This window comes from Pseudomonas lalkuanensis, assembly GCF_008807375.1.
GTDB classification, from domain to species: domain Bacteria; phylum Pseudomonadota; class Gammaproteobacteria; order Pseudomonadales; family Pseudomonadaceae; genus Metapseudomonas; species Metapseudomonas lalkuanensis.
The window spans coordinates 3279471-3294223 of the sequence record NZ_CP043311.1 but is presented as its reverse complement, the minus strand read 5'-3'; the positions used below and the strand labels follow the sequence as shown (position 1 = coordinate 3294223).

Genomic DNA, 14753 nt, shown 5'->3' with positions numbered 1-14753 from the left:
GTCAGTCCTCGATCAGGATGTTTTCCGCCAGGCTGGCGGCGGCCAGCTCTTCGATCACATAGCTTTCGTTGACCGACTCGTAGTTTTCGATGCGGTCGCGGGCGGCGTGGTCGACGAGGGTGCGGCGGCGGGTTTCCAGCTGCCAGTAGATGGAGAGGTTTTCCAGCGGGGTGATCAGCAGGCCGTTGGCGGGGAAGTAGGGCACGCGCACGGCCGGCAGGTTGCCCAGGCGCTTCTGGCTGGTGACGACGTCGGCGGCGAGCATTTCGCTGGGGGCGTGCTGCTGGTTGATGATGGGGAAGTACTTGTCGGCCAGCAGCTTGCGGCCGCAGATGGCGACGAGGCGGGTGTCTTCCTGGAAGAGGGGATGGATGAATTCTTCCACCATGTCGAAGACCAGGGCGTCGAGGTTCTTGTAGTCGCCGCCACTGCCGACGCGGATCTTGCCGCTGCCTTCCTTGCCTTCTTTCATCACGCGGGCGGCGTTTTCGACGCGCATTTTCTGCAGCCAGCCGATGTTCACGTCCTGCAGGAGCGGGTTCTTGGCCTTGTTGGAGGTGGCGGCGCGGCTGGTGCCGTTCCAGCCGATCATGATCCGCGCCAGGGCCTGGTTGTGGACGATGAGGTTGCGGATGCGGGTCTGGAAGTCCGGGAATTTGGCCCAGGCGTCGAGCTTCTGGTAGCGGATGTGGGTGTCGAAGTTGGTTTGCTCGCAGCGGTAGCGGCGCTGGTCGAGGCCGGTCGGGTCGCTGGTCTGGCGCGCCTGTTTCTCGGTGTCGGTGGTGCTGGCGGTCGGGCTGTCGATGTCCAGGCCGACTTTCTCGCCTTCCTGCTCGCGCACGCCGTAGACGTTGACGCGGGAGAGGAACGAGCTGGATTCCTGGATGCGGGTTTCCAGCTTCTGTTCGACGGTGGGCTCGACGTTGAATTTCTTGCTGACGTCGGGCACGCCGTTGAGCTGGCCCAGCTGCTGGGTGAAGGCGTTGTAGAGGACTCGGGTTTCGTTGCGCATGGGGTTCTCCGGTGCGGGCGGGCTGGTCAGCAGTCGGTGAGGATCTGGCCGTTGTCGCCGGTGGCCGGCGGGCGTTGGGGTTGCTCGGGGTCTTCGCTCTCGCTGAGCTGCTGCTTGAGGGCGGCGAAGTCGGTGCTGAGTTGGGTGAGCTGTTGCTTCAGCGCGGTGACTTCCTGGGCGGTGCTGGCGGCGGCCTGGCTCTGTTCGTCGGCGAAGGTGAGCAGGCCGGTGAGGGCTTCGCCCAGCTCGGCGAACTGGGTGTCGTCCTGGACGTCTTTGGCCTTCTGGCGGCCGAGCAGGCCGTTGACCTTGTCCAGCAGCTCCTTGAAGCGGCTGGGGGCCTCCGTGACTTCCTCGAATTCGAGATCGACTTCGATGGCCTCGGTGAACATGGCGGTGGCCGAGTAGTGACGGTCGCGGAAGGGGCTGGCTTCGGGCTTCTCGGCGCTGAAGGCGAGCACGTCGGTACCGAGGCTGGCCGGGGAGTCGGTGACGGCCATGCCGACCAGGTAGGCCTCGCCTGTGTCGGCGAAGTTCTCGTCCAGCTCGATGGAGGTGTAGATCTTCTGTTTGGCCTTGTTGAGGGCGATGAGGTCGGCGGTGGGTTCGATCTGGGCGAACAGGGCGAGCTTGCGTTCGCCGTTGATGTCGACCTCTTCGGCCTTGACCGCCAGCACGTCGCCGTAGGCACGGAAGGGGGCGTCTGGCAGCAGGCTGCGCAGGTGCTCCAGCCAGATGCGGGCGCCGTAGGTGCTGCGGTTGAAGTTGCGCGCGGCCTGTTCCAGCCAGTTGCGCTTGATGGTGCGTTTGTCGGTGGTGGCGCCTTCTACGGCGACACGGAACCATTTGGAGCGGAATTTTTTCATGGGGGAGTGCCCTCAAGGCCTCGTTGGCGTTGAGGGCATGGTCGGGAGACGGGCTGGGCCGGGCAACGAGCCGGGCTTGTAGGGGGCGTTTCTACAAACCGCGCCACTACAGAGGGTCGCGCGCGTGGCGGCAGCATCGGGGCCATGAATGCTGCCGTTGAAATTCCGCTTCGTGATGATCGCCGCCAGGCCAAGTTCCTGTACTGGATGGGCTGGCGGCTCTGCGAAATCGCCCAGCACCTGGAGCTGAACGAGAAGACGCTGCATGCCTGGAAGACGCGCGACGGCTGGGACCGCGCGGACAATGTCGAGCGAATCGGCGGCGCCCTGGAGGCCCGCCTGGTGCAGCTGATCCTGAAGGACGGCAAGAGCGGCGGCGACTTCAAGGAGATCGATCTGCTGCACCGTCAGCTGGAGCGGCAGGCGCGCATTCAGCGCTACCAGGGCGGCGGTACCGAGACGGAGCTGAACCCGAAGCTGGCGGCGCGGAACGAGGCGCCGAAGCGCAAGCCCAAGCGCAACGACATAGATGAGGAACTGACTGAGAAGCTGGTCGAGGCGTTCCTGGACGGATGCTTCGACTACCAGAAGGACTGGTACCGGGCGGGCAATCAGCGCACCCGCGTGATCCTGAAGAGCCGGCAGATTGGGGCGACCTTCTACTTCGCCCGGGAGGCGCTGATCGATGCGCTGACGACGGGGCGCAACCAGATCTTCCTATCCGCCTCGAAGAACCAGGCGCACATCTTCAAGGGGTACATCCAGGCGTTTGCCCGGGAGGTGATAGGGGTTGAGCTCACGGGTGACCCGATCACGCTGTCCAACGGCGCCGAGTTGCACTTCCTGGGCACCAGTGCGCGCACGGCGCAGGGCTACCACGGCAATTTCTACTTCGACGAGTTCTTCTGGACCTACCAGTTCAAGCAGCTGAACAAGGTCGCCAGTGCCATGGCGATGCAGAAGCAGTACCGCCGGACGTACTTCTCCACGCCCAGCTCGATGGCGCACGAGGCGTATCCCTTCTGGACCGGGGAGCGCTTCAACAAGGGCAAGCCGGCCGCGCAGCGCATCGAACTGGATGTGAGCCACGCCGCGCTGCAGCAGGGGCGACTGTGTGACGACCGCATCTGGCGGCAGATCGTGACCATCCTGGATGCGGAGCAGGGCGGTTGCGACCTGTTCGACATCGAGGAGCTGCGCCTGGAGTACGACGCCGAGGCGTTCCAGAACCTGCTGATGTGCCAGTTCGTCGACGATGGCGCCTCGATCTTCCCGCTGACGATGCTGCAGCCCTGCATGGTGGACAGTTGGGAGCTCTGGGCGGAGGACTACAAGCCGTTCGCCCTGCGGCCGTTCGGCGATCGCCAGGTGTGGGTGGGCTATGACCCGGCCGAGACGGGCGACAGTGCCGGCCTGGTGGTGGTGGCGCCGCCGGCGGTACCGGGCGGCAAGTTCCGCGTGCTGGAGCGGCACCAGTTCCGTGGGATGGACTTCGCCGCCCAGGCCGAGGCGATTCGCAAGGTGACCCAGCGTTACTGGGTGACTTACATCGGCATCGATACGACGGGCCTGGGCTCCGGCGTGGCGCAGCTGGTGCGGCAGTTCTTCCCGAACGTCACCACCTTTAGCTACTCGCCGGAGGTGAAGACGCGCCTGGTGCTGAAGGCCTACGACGTGGTGAAGAGCGGCCGCCTGGAGTTTGACGCCGGCTGGACGGACTTCGCCCAGTCCCTCATGGCCATCCGCAAGACCATCACCGCTGGCGGTCGCCAGTTCACCTACAGCGCCGGCCGCAACGATGCCACCGGCCACGCCGACCTGGCCTGGGCGCTGTTCCATGCGCTGCACAACGAGCCGCTGGAAGGCCAGACCGCCGCCAATACCGGATTCATGGAGATCAACTGATGACCGAAACCACTGCCGTGGCCCCGCGCACGGAGCTGTTCACCTTTGGCGACCCGGTGCCCGTCCTCGATGGCCGCGAGGTCCTGGACTACCTGGAGATCTGGAACAACGGCCGTTGGTATGAGCCGCCGGTATCGCCGGATGCGCTGGCCAAGTCGGTGCGGGCCGGGGTGTTCCTGCAGTCGGGCCTGAACTTCAAGCGCAACATGCTTGCGAAGACCTTCATTCCGCACCGGCTGCTGTCGCGCCAGGCCTTCGAGCAGTTCGCCCTGGACTGGCTGACTTTCGGCAACGCCTACCTGGAGATGCGCCGCAACCGGCTGAAGGGGCCGTTCGGCCTGCAGCCGGTTCTGGCCCGCTACATGCGCCGGGGTGTGGACCTGGACCGCTTCTACATGATCCGTGGCTGGCAGGAAGAGCATGCCTTCGAGAAGGGCAGCATCTGCCACCTGCGCGAGGCGGACATCAACCAGGAGGTGTACGGCCTGCCGGAGTGGTTCGTGGCGCTACAGAGCGCGCTGCTGAACGAGTCCGCCACGTTGTTCCGCCGGCGCTACTACAACAACGGCAGCCACGCTGGCTTCATCCTCTACATGACCGACGCCGCGCAGAATGAGCAGGACATCGCCGACCTGCGCACGGCGCTCAAAAGCGCCAAGGGCCCGGGCAACTTCCGCAACCTGTTCGTCTACTCGCCGAGCGGCAAGAAGGACGGCATCCAGCTTATCCCGGTGAGTGAGGTAGCGGCCAAGGACGAGTTTGGTTCGATCAAGAACATCAGCCGCGACGACATGCTCGCGGCGCTGCGCATTCCGCCCCAGCTGATGGGGATTGTGCCGGTGAATGCGGGTGGGTTCGGCTCGATCAAGGACGCGGCTGAGGTGTGGACGGCGAACGAGCTGGAGCCGGTTCAGGCGCGGCTCCAGCAGGTGAATGAGTGGGTGGGGGAGGAGGTGGTGAGGTTTGGGACTACGCTGGCGTAACCTGATTTGAATTGCTAGCGCTCGTATAACCAGCTCCAGCCAGTAGTTCTTTCATCCTCTCGAGGGAAAGCGTTGTTCCTTCTTCGAATCGTGTGAAGACCGGGGCACTACCTCCTACAACGTCAAACGAATTGAAGCTGTACTCTTTCCCACCGCGTCCAGTTGCTTTGTAGTAGAGGGCCTTTAGATCTTGCGCTGGGACTTCTCGCACCTCGTACGGATTCCCGTTCTCAAGATACTTGTCCACGTCCAAGTGGATAGGCCATGTGCTACCGGTGGGGACTGCGGCGAAATCCAGAATCACATGGAAGCGAATGAAGTCGAGCCTTACTCCGTTGAGTTCGGCTTCGATTATCCGATTCAGTACGTTGTCCCGCCCATCGTCGGTGTTAAACAGGCTTGTGCCCATGCGGTTCGACTGGCCGCTGGCAGTCTGGACAACAACCACGTGCACATTGTGATACGCAGTCGTTGGCTCAAAGTACAGGCCATAAAGTGCTTCGCACGGTTGGCGATCATGGCCGGGGAATACGATCTGTTTCATCAAAAGGGTCTCACCTAACTGGGTCCATTCGAACGGTGATGGGGATGCGCAGGGGTTGTTAGTGCGCACAGGATCATGTTGTCACACTGTCTTGTGATGGCAAAGTGCGATCCCACAAGGGGCCTTTCCATGCGCCTCACCCAAAAAAGCTCAGAGCCAGGCGCGCCGTCGTCCCCCCGCCACGCCTGCGCGCTAGATAGGTCGATTTTTCTGCATTTCTTCGGTGCCCTGGGAAGCGGGCAGGCTGGCTGCTGGTCGCACGCATAAGGCGAGGGTGCGGCCCTGCGGATTTCTGCAGCAGACGGCTCAGTTCGGTGGCCGTACTAAGCCATATAAAAGAGGGAGCGACCCCTTCATTTTCAGGAAGGCCATCGGAAAAAGGTAATTTGGGGAATTTGGTTTTTTCGCAGTGCTGGAGGCCACGTGGCACTAGGTGTTGAGCACTTACCCGGCTGGGTAATTCTCGGTAATTTTTTAGGCGGGGTAGGGTGAGGTTACTGATTTATAAGGATTTTTTATTCGTCGAAAAATACCCGTTCTTCGGTAATCGACTTACCATCCACTTACCCTAAAATTACCTTCAATAAAATCTTATAACTCATTGAATCTATTGGACTAAAGCTGAGATTCAAAAGTCGATTACCAAAATTACCATTTTCCGATGGCCTTCCTGAAAAATCGGAATCAGGTCCTTGGAGCCGATTTTCTCTCTCCTCGTTTCCACGTCTGGGAACACTCTGGGAACAGATTTCCTCATTTTTGATTTGCAGAGGCCCCGGATTACGCGGCCTCCAGAGGAGCAAGGGCTTCGGGCATGAGTTCGAATCTCACCGCCTCCGCCATCTGTATGGCTGAAAGCCCCGGATTCCGGGGCTTTCGCTTTTCTGGGGCATTCCCAGTCCGTTCCCAGGGGCCAACGTTGGTTCCACAACTTTTCGGGCCGTATCCGTAAATCCCCTTCCACCTGTCAGTGACCCCACAAATGCGGTGATTCGCGAGCAGGAATGTCGTTGGCCCTATTCGTCCGGGCGCTAGATCGAGCAATCCGCAGGGTGGATAGAGCGTCAGGGTGGCTGGTACCTGACTCGGGTCGTTGGCGACGCGAGATGGGTAGCGAAGAGCGTGCATCGTGCGGCGATGGCGTAGTGCTTTTCAGCGAAGGATTCAGCGGAAGAATGGGCCAGAAACACAAAGCCCCGTGCGAGCAGGACGGGGCTTTGTGTACTTCGCGTGGGGCTGATCCTTCAGCTGAGATTCACTCTGCGCCCGGGCTCGTGAAAATCTCGTGAAGGCCTTTTGTACAGCTACTTCTTTCACGAACAAGAATGCAGAAGGGGAGTACCTCGCAGAAGATGCCCCCGGTGTGCTTTCAGGCATTCAAATCCGCATCGGCGCGACCACAAGGGGTGGCGCTCAAAAGCTTCAGGTTCTGGTGTTCAGCCGAACGCATTCCCCCATCGCCATTGCCTCGTCTTCATGCTTGCCGCCGACGAAGTCGCCAGTGGCCTTGTCGATGATCCGGTACCAGTAGGCGTCCAGCGCTGTTCCTCCGAGAACTTCCCCATTCCTGATCCCTTTGGAATGTGAGCGTGGGACCTTTTTCACCGAGAAGCGTGCACTCATGGTGGATCTCCTTGTGTAGGTAGAAGTGGAACATTTTTGATAGACGTGCCTGGCCGGTCTCGCAACCTTGAAGACGAAACGGATCGTTTCAGGAGGCCATTACCCGAGGTCGCCCCAGAGATTCCTGGGATGGCGAGCCCCCGGGAATCGACAATCATCCGTTCGTCTATTGGAGGACTCCTTCCCGCTCTCTCGTGCTTCGTTCGGACGCTCCGTTTGGGTTGTTCAGTCTTTGCAGACAGGCGCGTCAATATCGTGACTACTGGCATTTACATTTTGATACATATGCTCTTTAGTCAGGTTATTGACGTTCTGCGGCGCTAAACAAAACGAGCGAATGCTCAAACAGCCCAGTCCTTCACCGGTGAAGGCCTTATCAGAGGCGCCTCAAGGCGCCCGGCCGGTGTCGAGGGTCAGCAACTGGAGAGAGTCATGAAACGCCCTGATTGCGAGCACGCTACAGGTCGGCCTGAGGATTTGGCAGACGGCGAAGGGAGAAGGACATTTCTGAAATTGACAGCAGCGGCGATGGCGGCGCCGTTGCTGATGACGAACACCCGGGCCCGAGCGGAAGTCGCGCCTCCGGTGTTTCCACCCAGCCCGCCGACCGTTCCCTGGGCCCATGAGTTGCCTGCCCAGGTGAATCCTATAACGCCAGTCTCGTCCCTGAGCCCGGTACCTACCGAGGTCGCCAACGTCGCCGGGGGCGAGGCGGGGAGAAATCCCCATCAGCGCTGGGCGCAGTTCGCACCGGGTGCGCTGCTCTACGAGATCAGCGCAACGGAGCGAAATGACTGGGTCTACAGTCCGTCCTATCCAGCCCAGCGGATCTGGGGCTATCAGGCCAACAGCAATCCGGACAAGACCATGCCCAGCGCCACTTTCCATGCGCGCTATGGGCGTCCGATGATCTGCCGCATCCACAACAAGTTGCCGCAGAACCATGTGGGCTTCGGCACGCCGGAAATCTCAACCCATTTGCACAACTTGCATTGCGGGTCGGAGAGCGATGGCTTCCCGGGTGATTACTACAGTCCGAACAAGCATGGGCCGACCCTGTCGGCCAACGGGCGCTTCAAGGATCACCTGTATTCCAACGTCAAGGCCGGGTTCGAGGCGCGGCAGGACCTGGTGGGCGATCCCACCGAGGCACTGGGGACGCTGTTCTATCACGACCACACCCTGGACTTCACGGCACCCAACCTCTACTTGGGGTTGGCGGGCTTCTATTACATATTCGACGAACTGGACTCCGGGAATGAAGCCGACCCCAATCCCAATGCGCTGCGTCTGCCGAGCCATCCGTACGATTACCCGCTGAACTTCAATGACCGGCGCTTCGACGCGAACGGACGGCTGTTCTACGACCAGGTCAACCCGGAAGGAGTCCTGGGCGACAAGGTGGCGGTGAATGGTCGAATCGAGCCGGTTTTGCGAGTGGCGGCTCGAAAGTACCGCTTCCGGTTGCTGAACACCGGGCCGAGCCGTTTCTACAACCTGGCACTGGTCTCGCCGACCAATGTGCTGCAGAGGTTCACGCACATCTCCAATGACGGCAATCTGTTCCCGGCGCCGCTGTTCAATCAGACCAACGTGACCCTCGGCGTCGCCGAGCGTGCGGACATAGTGGTCGACTTCTCGAAGTATGTGATTGGCACCCAGTTGTACCTGGTCAACCGGATGCGCCAGGTGGAGACCCGCCTGCCCAAGGACATCAAGGAACCCGGCGACCGGGTGCTGAAGATCATCGTGGACCGCTATCCGCCGTCCCAGGACCTGAGCCGGGTTCCGGCCACCCTGAGACCTATGCCGGTGATCACGCAGGCGGAAATCAATTCGGCACCCGTGCGGCGCTGGATCTTCGAACGCGACAGGGGCATGTGGGCGATCAATGCCAAGTTCGTCGATGTGAACGTCGCCAGGGCCCAGATTCCCAAGGGCGGTTACGAGATATGGGAGCTTTCGAATGTCAATGATGGCTGGAGTCACCCCATCCATATCCACTTCGAAGAAGGGCGGATCCTGCAGAAGATCGTCAATGGGGTCAGTGTTCCTGTTCCGGCCCATGAGCAAGGGCGCAAGGACGTCTATGTGGTCGCGCCCTTCACTACGTTGCGGGTCTTCCTGCGATTCCGCGACTACAAGGGCAAATACCCCATGCATTGCCACAACCTGATCCACGAGGATCACGCCATGATGCTGCGCTGGGACATCGTCTGAGGCCTGCTGCGGCGCAGCTTCGAGGTGGGAGGAATCGTCATGAACACACGAAGAAACATGCTGGCTGGAATTGGCGGCGCTGCTGCCCTGCTGGCCGGTTGGACGGCAATGCGCGGAGGCGCGGGCCTGGCGCAAGCCACTTCCGCACAGGGAGCCGGCGCCATTCCGTTTCCCAATGTCACGCTCTATACCCACGAGGGACGCAAGGTGAGGTTCTATGACGACCTCATCCACGGCAAGGTCGTGACCTTCAACATGATGTACACCCAGTGCGAGGGCAAATGCCCGACCATGACGGCCAACCTGCGTCAGCTTCAGGGGCTTTTGGGAGACAGGGTGGGGCGGAGCGTTTTCATGCACTCCATCACTCTGCAGCCGTTGCTGGATACGCCGGACGTGCTCAAGGCCTATGTCGAAGAGCATCACATCGGACCGGGCTGGGCATTCCTGACCGGAGCACCGGAAGACATCGACGCCATTCGCTTCAGTCTGGGCTTCTATGACATCGATCCGGAGGTCGATCGCAACCTGGCCAGCCATACCGGCCTCGTGCGCATGGGGAACGACAACTACCAGCGCTGGACCATGGCGCCAGCATTGACCGGCACGCAACATATCCTTGCCACGCTGAATCACGTCGACCGCGAATGGGACGCGGTCTCGTGAAATGAGTGAGGGTGTCCCTGGCTTAACAGGGACACCCTCGCACTCTTTGTCGTCCTTTCTTTATCATCCGCATCTGAAATTTCGGGCAATTCATTGTAATTATTCGTATTCGACTGCCATCGGGTTTCTGATTGGGCCGGTTGGAGGCGCTTTCCGGTTGAGAAATTGGCGCTGCCCGTTTGACGGCCCTGCATCCGGAGCTAGGTCATTCTCCGCTCATTTGCTAATGTGAGCTTCATTTGAACAAGCTTGCTGCCATGGCAGCGCGCGATGCACTGAGAGGTGTCGCTTGATTAGGGTGCTGGTGGTCGATGACCACGATCTGGTGAGAACGGGGATTACCCGCATGCTGGCCGATATCGATGGCCTGCAGGTGGTTGGGCAGGCCGATAGCGGCGAGGAAGCCCTGAAGAAGGCGCGGGAGCTGAAGCCTGATGTGGTCCTGATGGACGTCAAGATGCCCGGCATCGGCGGCCTGGAGGCGACCCGCAAGTTGCTGCGCAGCCACGCCGATATCAAGGTGGTTGCCGTGACCGCCTGCGAAGAGGATCCCTTTCCCACCCGCCTGTTGCAGGCTGGTGCGGCCGGCTATCTGACGAAGGGCGCTGGCCTGGAAGAAATGGTCCAGGCGATTCGCCAGGTCTTCGCCGGCCACCGCTTCATCAGCCCGCAAATTGCCCAGCAACTGGCGCTGAAGTCCTTCCAGCCCCAGGCCAGTGGATCGCCCTTCGATCTGCTGTCGGAGCGTGAGATCCAGATCGCGCTGATGATCGCCAATTGCCAGAAGGTCCAGAGCATTTCCGACAAGCTCTGCCTGTCGCCGAAAACCGTGAACACCTATCGTTACCGCATCTTCGACAAACTCTCCATTTCCAGCGACGTGGAACTGGCGCTCCTGGCTGTTCGACACGGCATGGTAGATGCCGTCAGCTAAGATGTCCGACGCTTTCGATGCGAGTGCTTTCCTTGCCGCCTGCAGCGGTCGTCCGGGGGTTTACCGGATGTTCGATGCGGGCGGCAAGCTGCTTTATGTGGGCAAGGCGAAGAACCTGAAGAAGCGCCTGGCCAGCTATTTCCGCAAGACTGGCCTGGCCCCGAAGACCGCCGCCCTGGTGGGGCGTATCGCCCAGGTCGAAACTACCATCACCGCCAATGAAACCGAGGCGCTACTGCTCGAGCAGACGCTTATCAAGGAGTGGCGGCCGCCTTACAACATCCTGCTGCGCGACGATAAATCCTATCCGTACGTGTATCTCAGTGACGGTGACTATCCGCGGCTGAGCATCCATCGTGGGGCGAAGAAACAGAAGGGGCGTTACTTCGGGCCCTATCCCAGTGCTGGTGCCATTCGCGAAAGCCTCAACCTGCTGCAGAAGGCATTCCTGGTTCGCCAGTGTGAGGACAGCTATTACAAGAACCGCACCCGGCCCTGCCTGCAGTATCAGATCAAGCGTTGCAAGGCGCCTTGCGTAGGCTTGGTGGACCCCGCCGAGTACGCCGAAGACGTGCGTCACTCGGTGATGTTCCTGGAAGGCCGTAGCAATGCGCTGACCCAGGAACTATCCATGGGAATGGAAGAGGCAGCCCAGCGCCTGGACTTCGAACGGGCGGCGGAACTCCGCGACCAGATCGCTATCCTGCGCCGCGTCCAGGACCAGCAGAGCATGGAAGGCGGCACTGGCGACATCGATGTCATCGCGGCCATCGCCACTCCCGGCGGCGCTTGCGTGCACCTCATCAGCGTTCGCGGCGGACGTGTGCTGGGGAGCAAGAATTTCTTCCCGCAGGTGGCCATCGAAGAAGAAGGGGCTGACGTACTGGTGGCGTTCATCGCCCAGTACTACCTGGGTAATCACGAGCGCGATCTGCCCAGCGAGCTGATCGTCAACACGACCCACGAGGATTTCCCGACCCTGATCGCAGCGCTCGCTGAGCTGCGTGGCCGCGAGCCGGACATCAGCTACCGGGTACGTGGTACTCGCGCGCGCTGGCAGCAATTGGCCGTCACCAACGCCGAGCAGGCATTGGCCGCGCGCTTGGCCAACCGACAGCACACGGCAGCACGCTTCGAAGCCCTGGCCGAAGCCCTGGGGCTGGATGAGGCCCCGCAACGCCTGGAGTGCTACGACATCAGCCATTCCAGCGGCGAGGCGACCGTGGCCTCCTGCGTGGTGTTCGGGCCCGAAGGCGCGCTGAAGTCGGACTACCGTCGCTACAACATCGAAGGGGTCACTGCGGGCGACGATTACGCTGCCATGCACCAGGCGCTATCGCGCCGCTTCAGCAAATTGAAGGACGGGGAGGGCAAGTTGCCCGATATCCTCCTGGTGGACGGCGGCAAGGGCCAGCTCGCCATGGCCCAGGAAGTCCTGAAGGAGTTGGCGGTGCCCGAGCTGATCCTGCTCGGTGTGGCCAAGGGCGTCACCCGTAAGCCCGGTTTCGAAACCCTCTACCTGAACGATGCCGCTCACGAATTCACCCTGCCGGCGGACTCCCCGGCGCTGCACCTGATCCAGCAAATCCGGGATGAGGCGCATCGGTTCGCCATTACCGGACACCGTGCCCGACGCGGCAAGGCGCGGCGCACCTCCAGCCTGGAAGATGTCGCCGGGGTAGGGCCCAAGCGCCGCCGGGAGCTGCTCAAGCATTTCGGCGGGTTGCAGGAACTCAATCGCGCGAGTATCGAGGAAATCGCCAAGGCGCCAGGCATCAGCAAAAAGCTTGCTGAGTCGATTTATGCGGCCCTGCACAGCGAGTAGAATGCCGCCTTCCTTCAGAACCAGCCGTAACGATGAATATTCCAAACCTGCTCACCGTTCTGCGCGTACTGCTCATTCCTGTGTTCATCCTGCTGTTCTATCTGCCGTTCTCCTGGAGCTATCTGGCAGCCAGCGCAGTCTTCGCCATTGCCGCCGTCACCGACTGGTTCGACGGCTATCTGGCCCGTCGCTGGCAACAGAGCACGCCTTTCGGCGCCTTCCTCGATCCGGTAGCGGACAAGCTGATGGTGGCGGTGGCGCTGGTACTGCTGGTGGAAGAGCACCACAACCTCTGGCTGACCCTGCCGGCGGCGATCATCATCGGCCGCGAAATCGTGGTGTCGGCTCTGCGCGAGTGGATGGCAGAACTCGGCGCTCGCGCCCATGTGGCCGTGTCAAGCCTGGGTAAATGGAAGACCGCCGCGCAGATGGTGGCGCTGGTCATCCTGCTGGCCAACCCGCCGCTGCTCACCTTCTGGGTCGGCGTTGGCTACTTCCTGCTGATTCTGGCCGCGGCGTTGACGCTCTGGTCGATGCTGCACTACCTGCTGGCTGCTCTGCCGCACCTCAGCACCGACCCGAAGGGAAAATAAAAGTTTTTTTGAATCAAGGGGTTGACGGCGGTTCCTGAATCTATAGAATGGCGCCCGTCAACACGACAAAGCGGGAATAGCTCAGTTGGTAGAGCACGACCTTGCCAAGGTCGGGGTCGCGAGTTCGAGTCTCGTTTCCCGCTCCAGTTTCACGCGATGACGCCGCCGCAAGCGGCGTTATCGTTTAGGCCGGATGGCAGAGTGGTCATGCAGCGGATTGCAAATCCGTGTACGCCGGTTCGATTCCGACTTCGGCCTCCATCTAAAAAGCCCCGTAGATCAAAAATCTACGGGGTTTTTTTCATGCCTTGCGAAAGTCCTTGGTGCGGCTTTCCCGCAGGCGTCACCCCGAAGGTTCGTCAGCATCTGATAGCTCAGGCACAGGCTGCAGGCATTGCTGATCCGGTGGCCATCCTTGATGCAGTCGACGCTCCAGGAAAGAGTTCGGGTCAGTCACCTGCGAAGATGCGTCTGCGTACTCGCTGCTCGCAACCAGGGCTTCGCGGGTGCGCGGATGGCGCATGGGTAAAAAGAAGCCCGCCCCGGATCGCCTGGATCACTGCCCGGTGATCTCCCTATACCGCCTCTGATACTCCTGGTAGCTCAGGTCAGTGTCGCGCTTGAGCTGATCCAATTGCCGCTGTTTCCACTGCTCCCGGGTGACGCCGCCGCCGTCTTCGGTTGCTCCGCCATCACCGCCTGATACCCGGTCGTATTTCGCGCCTTCGCTGGCAGGACCTGGCTGTGGCAAGGCCGCCGCAGTCGTTGCTGGTGGTGTGAAAGTGACGGCAGGCTGTGGTGCGAATTCCTGGGTCGGAGCGACTGTACGGATCTCATCCACCATGTCTTTGGCGATCGCCTGGATCTGCACGTCAGTCTTGGCGGATAAGACATCCTCCCAGACGGGCGACGAGGTATCGTAGGTTCGTTCCCCGTATCGCTTCGCCGTCTGGGCATCCAGGTAGGTCACCTCGGCATCTACCCAGGCATTGTCACGCCAGAAGTCGAAGGCCGGGTGCTTCGCTTCCGTGATATAGCGAAAGTCGTTCACGTCGATCACCACCAGCAGTCCCGGAGCGGTGCCCATTCTGATCTCGCCGGCCTGCTCGGATACGGCGAGGCCGTATGTCGACGCTTCACTCTCAAGCGCAGCGCGCCAGTCCGACTTCAATCGTGCCCACTCGGCGTCGCCCGTGGCCTTGCCGCTGCCCCTGAAGTTGACGACCAGCTGGGACCTGGATTCCGTCGGTATCTGAAGCGGCTCAGAGACCTCTTCCCTGGTCATGTCGGCGGCGCAACCGTAGAGCGCGAGGGAGGTGAGGGCGATCGATATGGCGCGCATCGAAACTCCTTGTTGTGGTTATTCGTGCCGCGGTGATTCTTCCGGAAGCTATCGCGGTTTACGGGGCTGTTTACATGTGAGAAATCCTGTGTGCCTTCCACGTTTGGCGCAAGCGTGGCGCCCAGGATTTGCTTGCAAGTAGGCTGCGCCATTCAGAGATGCTGAGCGAATAGCTGGAAGGAAATGAAGCGACGGTTCCGTTGAAAGGCGCTTGAACGAAAGGTCTCGAGATGCCGTACC

The 14753-nt window shown here is 60.9% G+C and carries 12 protein-coding genes and 2 tRNA genes; 9 read left to right on the top strand and 5 right to left on the bottom strand.

Going from position 1 to position 14753, the window contains the following annotated elements; translation table 11 throughout:
* Position 1 precedes the first annotated feature (1 nt).
* Both FXN65_RS15300 and FXN65_RS15295 read right to left on the bottom strand, forming a co-directional pair.
* The gene (locus FXN65_RS15300; RefSeq protein WP_151133998.1) at positions 2-1012 is read right to left on the bottom strand and encodes a phage major capsid protein, P2 family; all 1011 of its coding nucleotides are present in this window, start codon (positions 1010-1012) and stop codon (positions 2-4) included.
* A gap of 26 nt (positions 1013-1038) precedes the next feature.
* A complete protein-coding gene (locus tag FXN65_RS15295; protein ID WP_151133997.1) occupies positions 1039-1878 on the bottom strand; it encodes a GPO family capsid scaffolding protein in 840 nt (279 codons plus the stop codon).
* Between the two features lie 144 nt (positions 1879-2022).
* On the opposite strand from FXN65_RS15295, the gene FXN65_RS15290 reads away from it, so the two are divergent.
* Both FXN65_RS15290 and FXN65_RS15285 read left to right on the top strand, forming a co-directional pair.
* Positions 2023-3783, top strand: a complete 1761-nt coding sequence (locus FXN65_RS15290) for a terminase ATPase subunit family protein (RefSeq protein ID WP_151133996.1) — start codon at positions 2023-2025, stop codon at positions 3781-3783.
* Entirely contained in the window at positions 3783-4766 is a 984-nt protein-coding gene (locus FXN65_RS15285) for a phage portal protein (protein WP_151133995.1), read from the top strand. Before FXN65_RS15290 ends, FXN65_RS15285 begins: the two co-directional genes overlap by 1 nt.
* On the opposite strand, the gene FXN65_RS15280 is transcribed toward FXN65_RS15285, so the two are convergent.
* Both FXN65_RS15280 and FXN65_RS15275 read right to left on the bottom strand, forming a co-directional pair.
* Positions 4753-5310, bottom strand: a complete 558-nt coding sequence (locus FXN65_RS15280; RefSeq protein ID WP_151133994.1) for a hypothetical protein — start codon at positions 5308-5310, stop codon at positions 4753-4755. The genes FXN65_RS15285 and FXN65_RS15280 overlap by 14 nt on opposite strands.
* A 1422-nt stretch (positions 5311-6732) precedes the next feature.
* Positions 6733-6933, bottom strand: a complete 201-nt coding sequence (locus tag FXN65_RS15275; protein ID WP_151133993.1) for a hypothetical protein — start codon at positions 6931-6933, stop codon at positions 6733-6735.
* 432 nt (positions 6934-7365) lie between these two features.
* Between FXN65_RS15275 and FXN65_RS15270 the strand changes: the two genes are divergently transcribed.
* From FXN65_RS15270 to FXN65_RS15240, 7 genes are all read left to right on the top strand, one after another.
* The gene (locus tag FXN65_RS15270; protein ID WP_226284178.1) at positions 7366-9153 is read left to right on the top strand and encodes a multicopper oxidase family protein; all 1788 of its coding nucleotides are present in this window, start codon (positions 7366-7368) and stop codon (positions 9151-9153) included.
* Positions 9154-9192: 39 nt separating this feature from the next.
* On the top strand, positions 9193-9819 hold the full coding sequence (locus FXN65_RS15265; RefSeq protein WP_151133992.1) for an SCO family protein: 627 nt from the start codon (positions 9193-9195) through the stop codon (positions 9817-9819).
* A 289-nt stretch (positions 9820-10108) separates the two neighbouring features.
* Positions 10109-10753: a response regulator transcription factor GacA gene (gene gacA, locus FXN65_RS15260; protein WP_151133991.1), complete on the top strand. Its 645-nt coding sequence runs from the start codon at positions 10109-10111 to the stop codon at positions 10751-10753.
* Between the two features lies 1 nt (position 10754).
* Positions 10755-12578, top strand: coding sequence for an excinuclease ABC subunit UvrC (gene uvrC, locus FXN65_RS15255; protein ID WP_151133990.1), 1824 nt, complete (start codon positions 10755-10757; stop codon positions 12576-12578).
* Between the two features lie 32 nt (positions 12579-12610).
* Positions 12611-13171 (top strand): CDP-diacylglycerol--glycerol-3-phosphate 3-phosphatidyltransferase, encoded by a 561-nt coding sequence (gene pgsA, locus FXN65_RS15250; protein ID WP_151133989.1) that lies wholly within the window; start codon positions 12611-12613, stop codon positions 13169-13171.
* 70 nt (positions 13172-13241) lie between these two features.
* Positions 13242-13317 (top strand) — tRNA-Gly (locus tag FXN65_RS15245).
* Positions 13318-13358: 41 nt separating this feature from the next.
* Positions 13359-13432, top strand: a tRNA-Cys gene (locus tag FXN65_RS15240).
* A gap of 295 nt (positions 13433-13727) precedes the next feature.
* Here FXN65_RS15240 and FXN65_RS15235 read toward each other — a convergent pair.
* On the bottom strand, positions 13728-14513 hold the full coding sequence (locus tag FXN65_RS15235) for a hypothetical protein (RefSeq protein ID WP_151133988.1): 786 nt from the start codon (positions 14511-14513) through the stop codon (positions 13728-13730).
* Positions 14514-14753 lie beyond the last annotated feature (240 nt).

What these genes read in the sequence shown, in the direction of transcription:
- FXN65_RS15300 (WP_151133998.1), bottom strand. Translation starts at nt 1,012, where the DNA reads ATGCGCAACGAAACCCGAGTCCTCTACAACGCCTTCACCCAGCAGCTG.
- FXN65_RS15295 (WP_151133997.1), bottom strand. Translation starts at nt 1,878, where the DNA reads ATGAAAAAATTCCGCTCCAAATGGTTCCGTGTCGCCGTAGAAGGCGCC.
- FXN65_RS15290 (WP_151133996.1), top strand. Translation starts at nt 2,023, where the DNA reads ATGAATGCTGCCGTTGAAATTCCGCTTCGTGATGATCGCCGCCAGGCC.
- FXN65_RS15285 (WP_151133995.1), top strand. Translation starts at nt 3,783, where the DNA reads ATGACCGAAACCACTGCCGTGGCCCCGCGCACGGAGCTGTTCACCTTT.
- FXN65_RS15280 (WP_151133994.1), bottom strand. Translation starts at nt 5,310, where the DNA reads ATGAAACAGATCGTATTCCCCGGCCATGATCGCCAACCGTGCGAAGCA.
- FXN65_RS15275 (WP_151133993.1), bottom strand. Translation starts at nt 6,933, where the DNA reads ATGAGTGCACGCTTCTCGGTGAAAAAGGTCCCACGCTCACATTCCAAA.
- FXN65_RS15270 (WP_226284178.1), top strand. Translation starts at nt 7,366, where the DNA reads ATGAAACGCCCTGATTGCGAGCACGCTACAGGTCGGCCTGAGGATTTG.
- FXN65_RS15265 (WP_151133992.1), top strand. Translation starts at nt 9,193, where the DNA reads ATGAACACACGAAGAAACATGCTGGCTGGAATTGGCGGCGCTGCTGCC.
- uvrC (WP_151133990.1), top strand. Translation starts at nt 10,755, where the DNA reads ATGTCCGACGCTTTCGATGCGAGTGCTTTCCTTGCCGCCTGCAGCGGT.
- pgsA (WP_151133989.1), top strand. Translation starts at nt 12,611, where the DNA reads ATGAATATTCCAAACCTGCTCACCGTTCTGCGCGTACTGCTCATTCCT.
- FXN65_RS15235 (WP_151133988.1), bottom strand. Translation starts at nt 14,513, where the DNA reads ATGCGCGCCATATCGATCGCCCTCACCTCCCTCGCGCTCTACGGTTGC.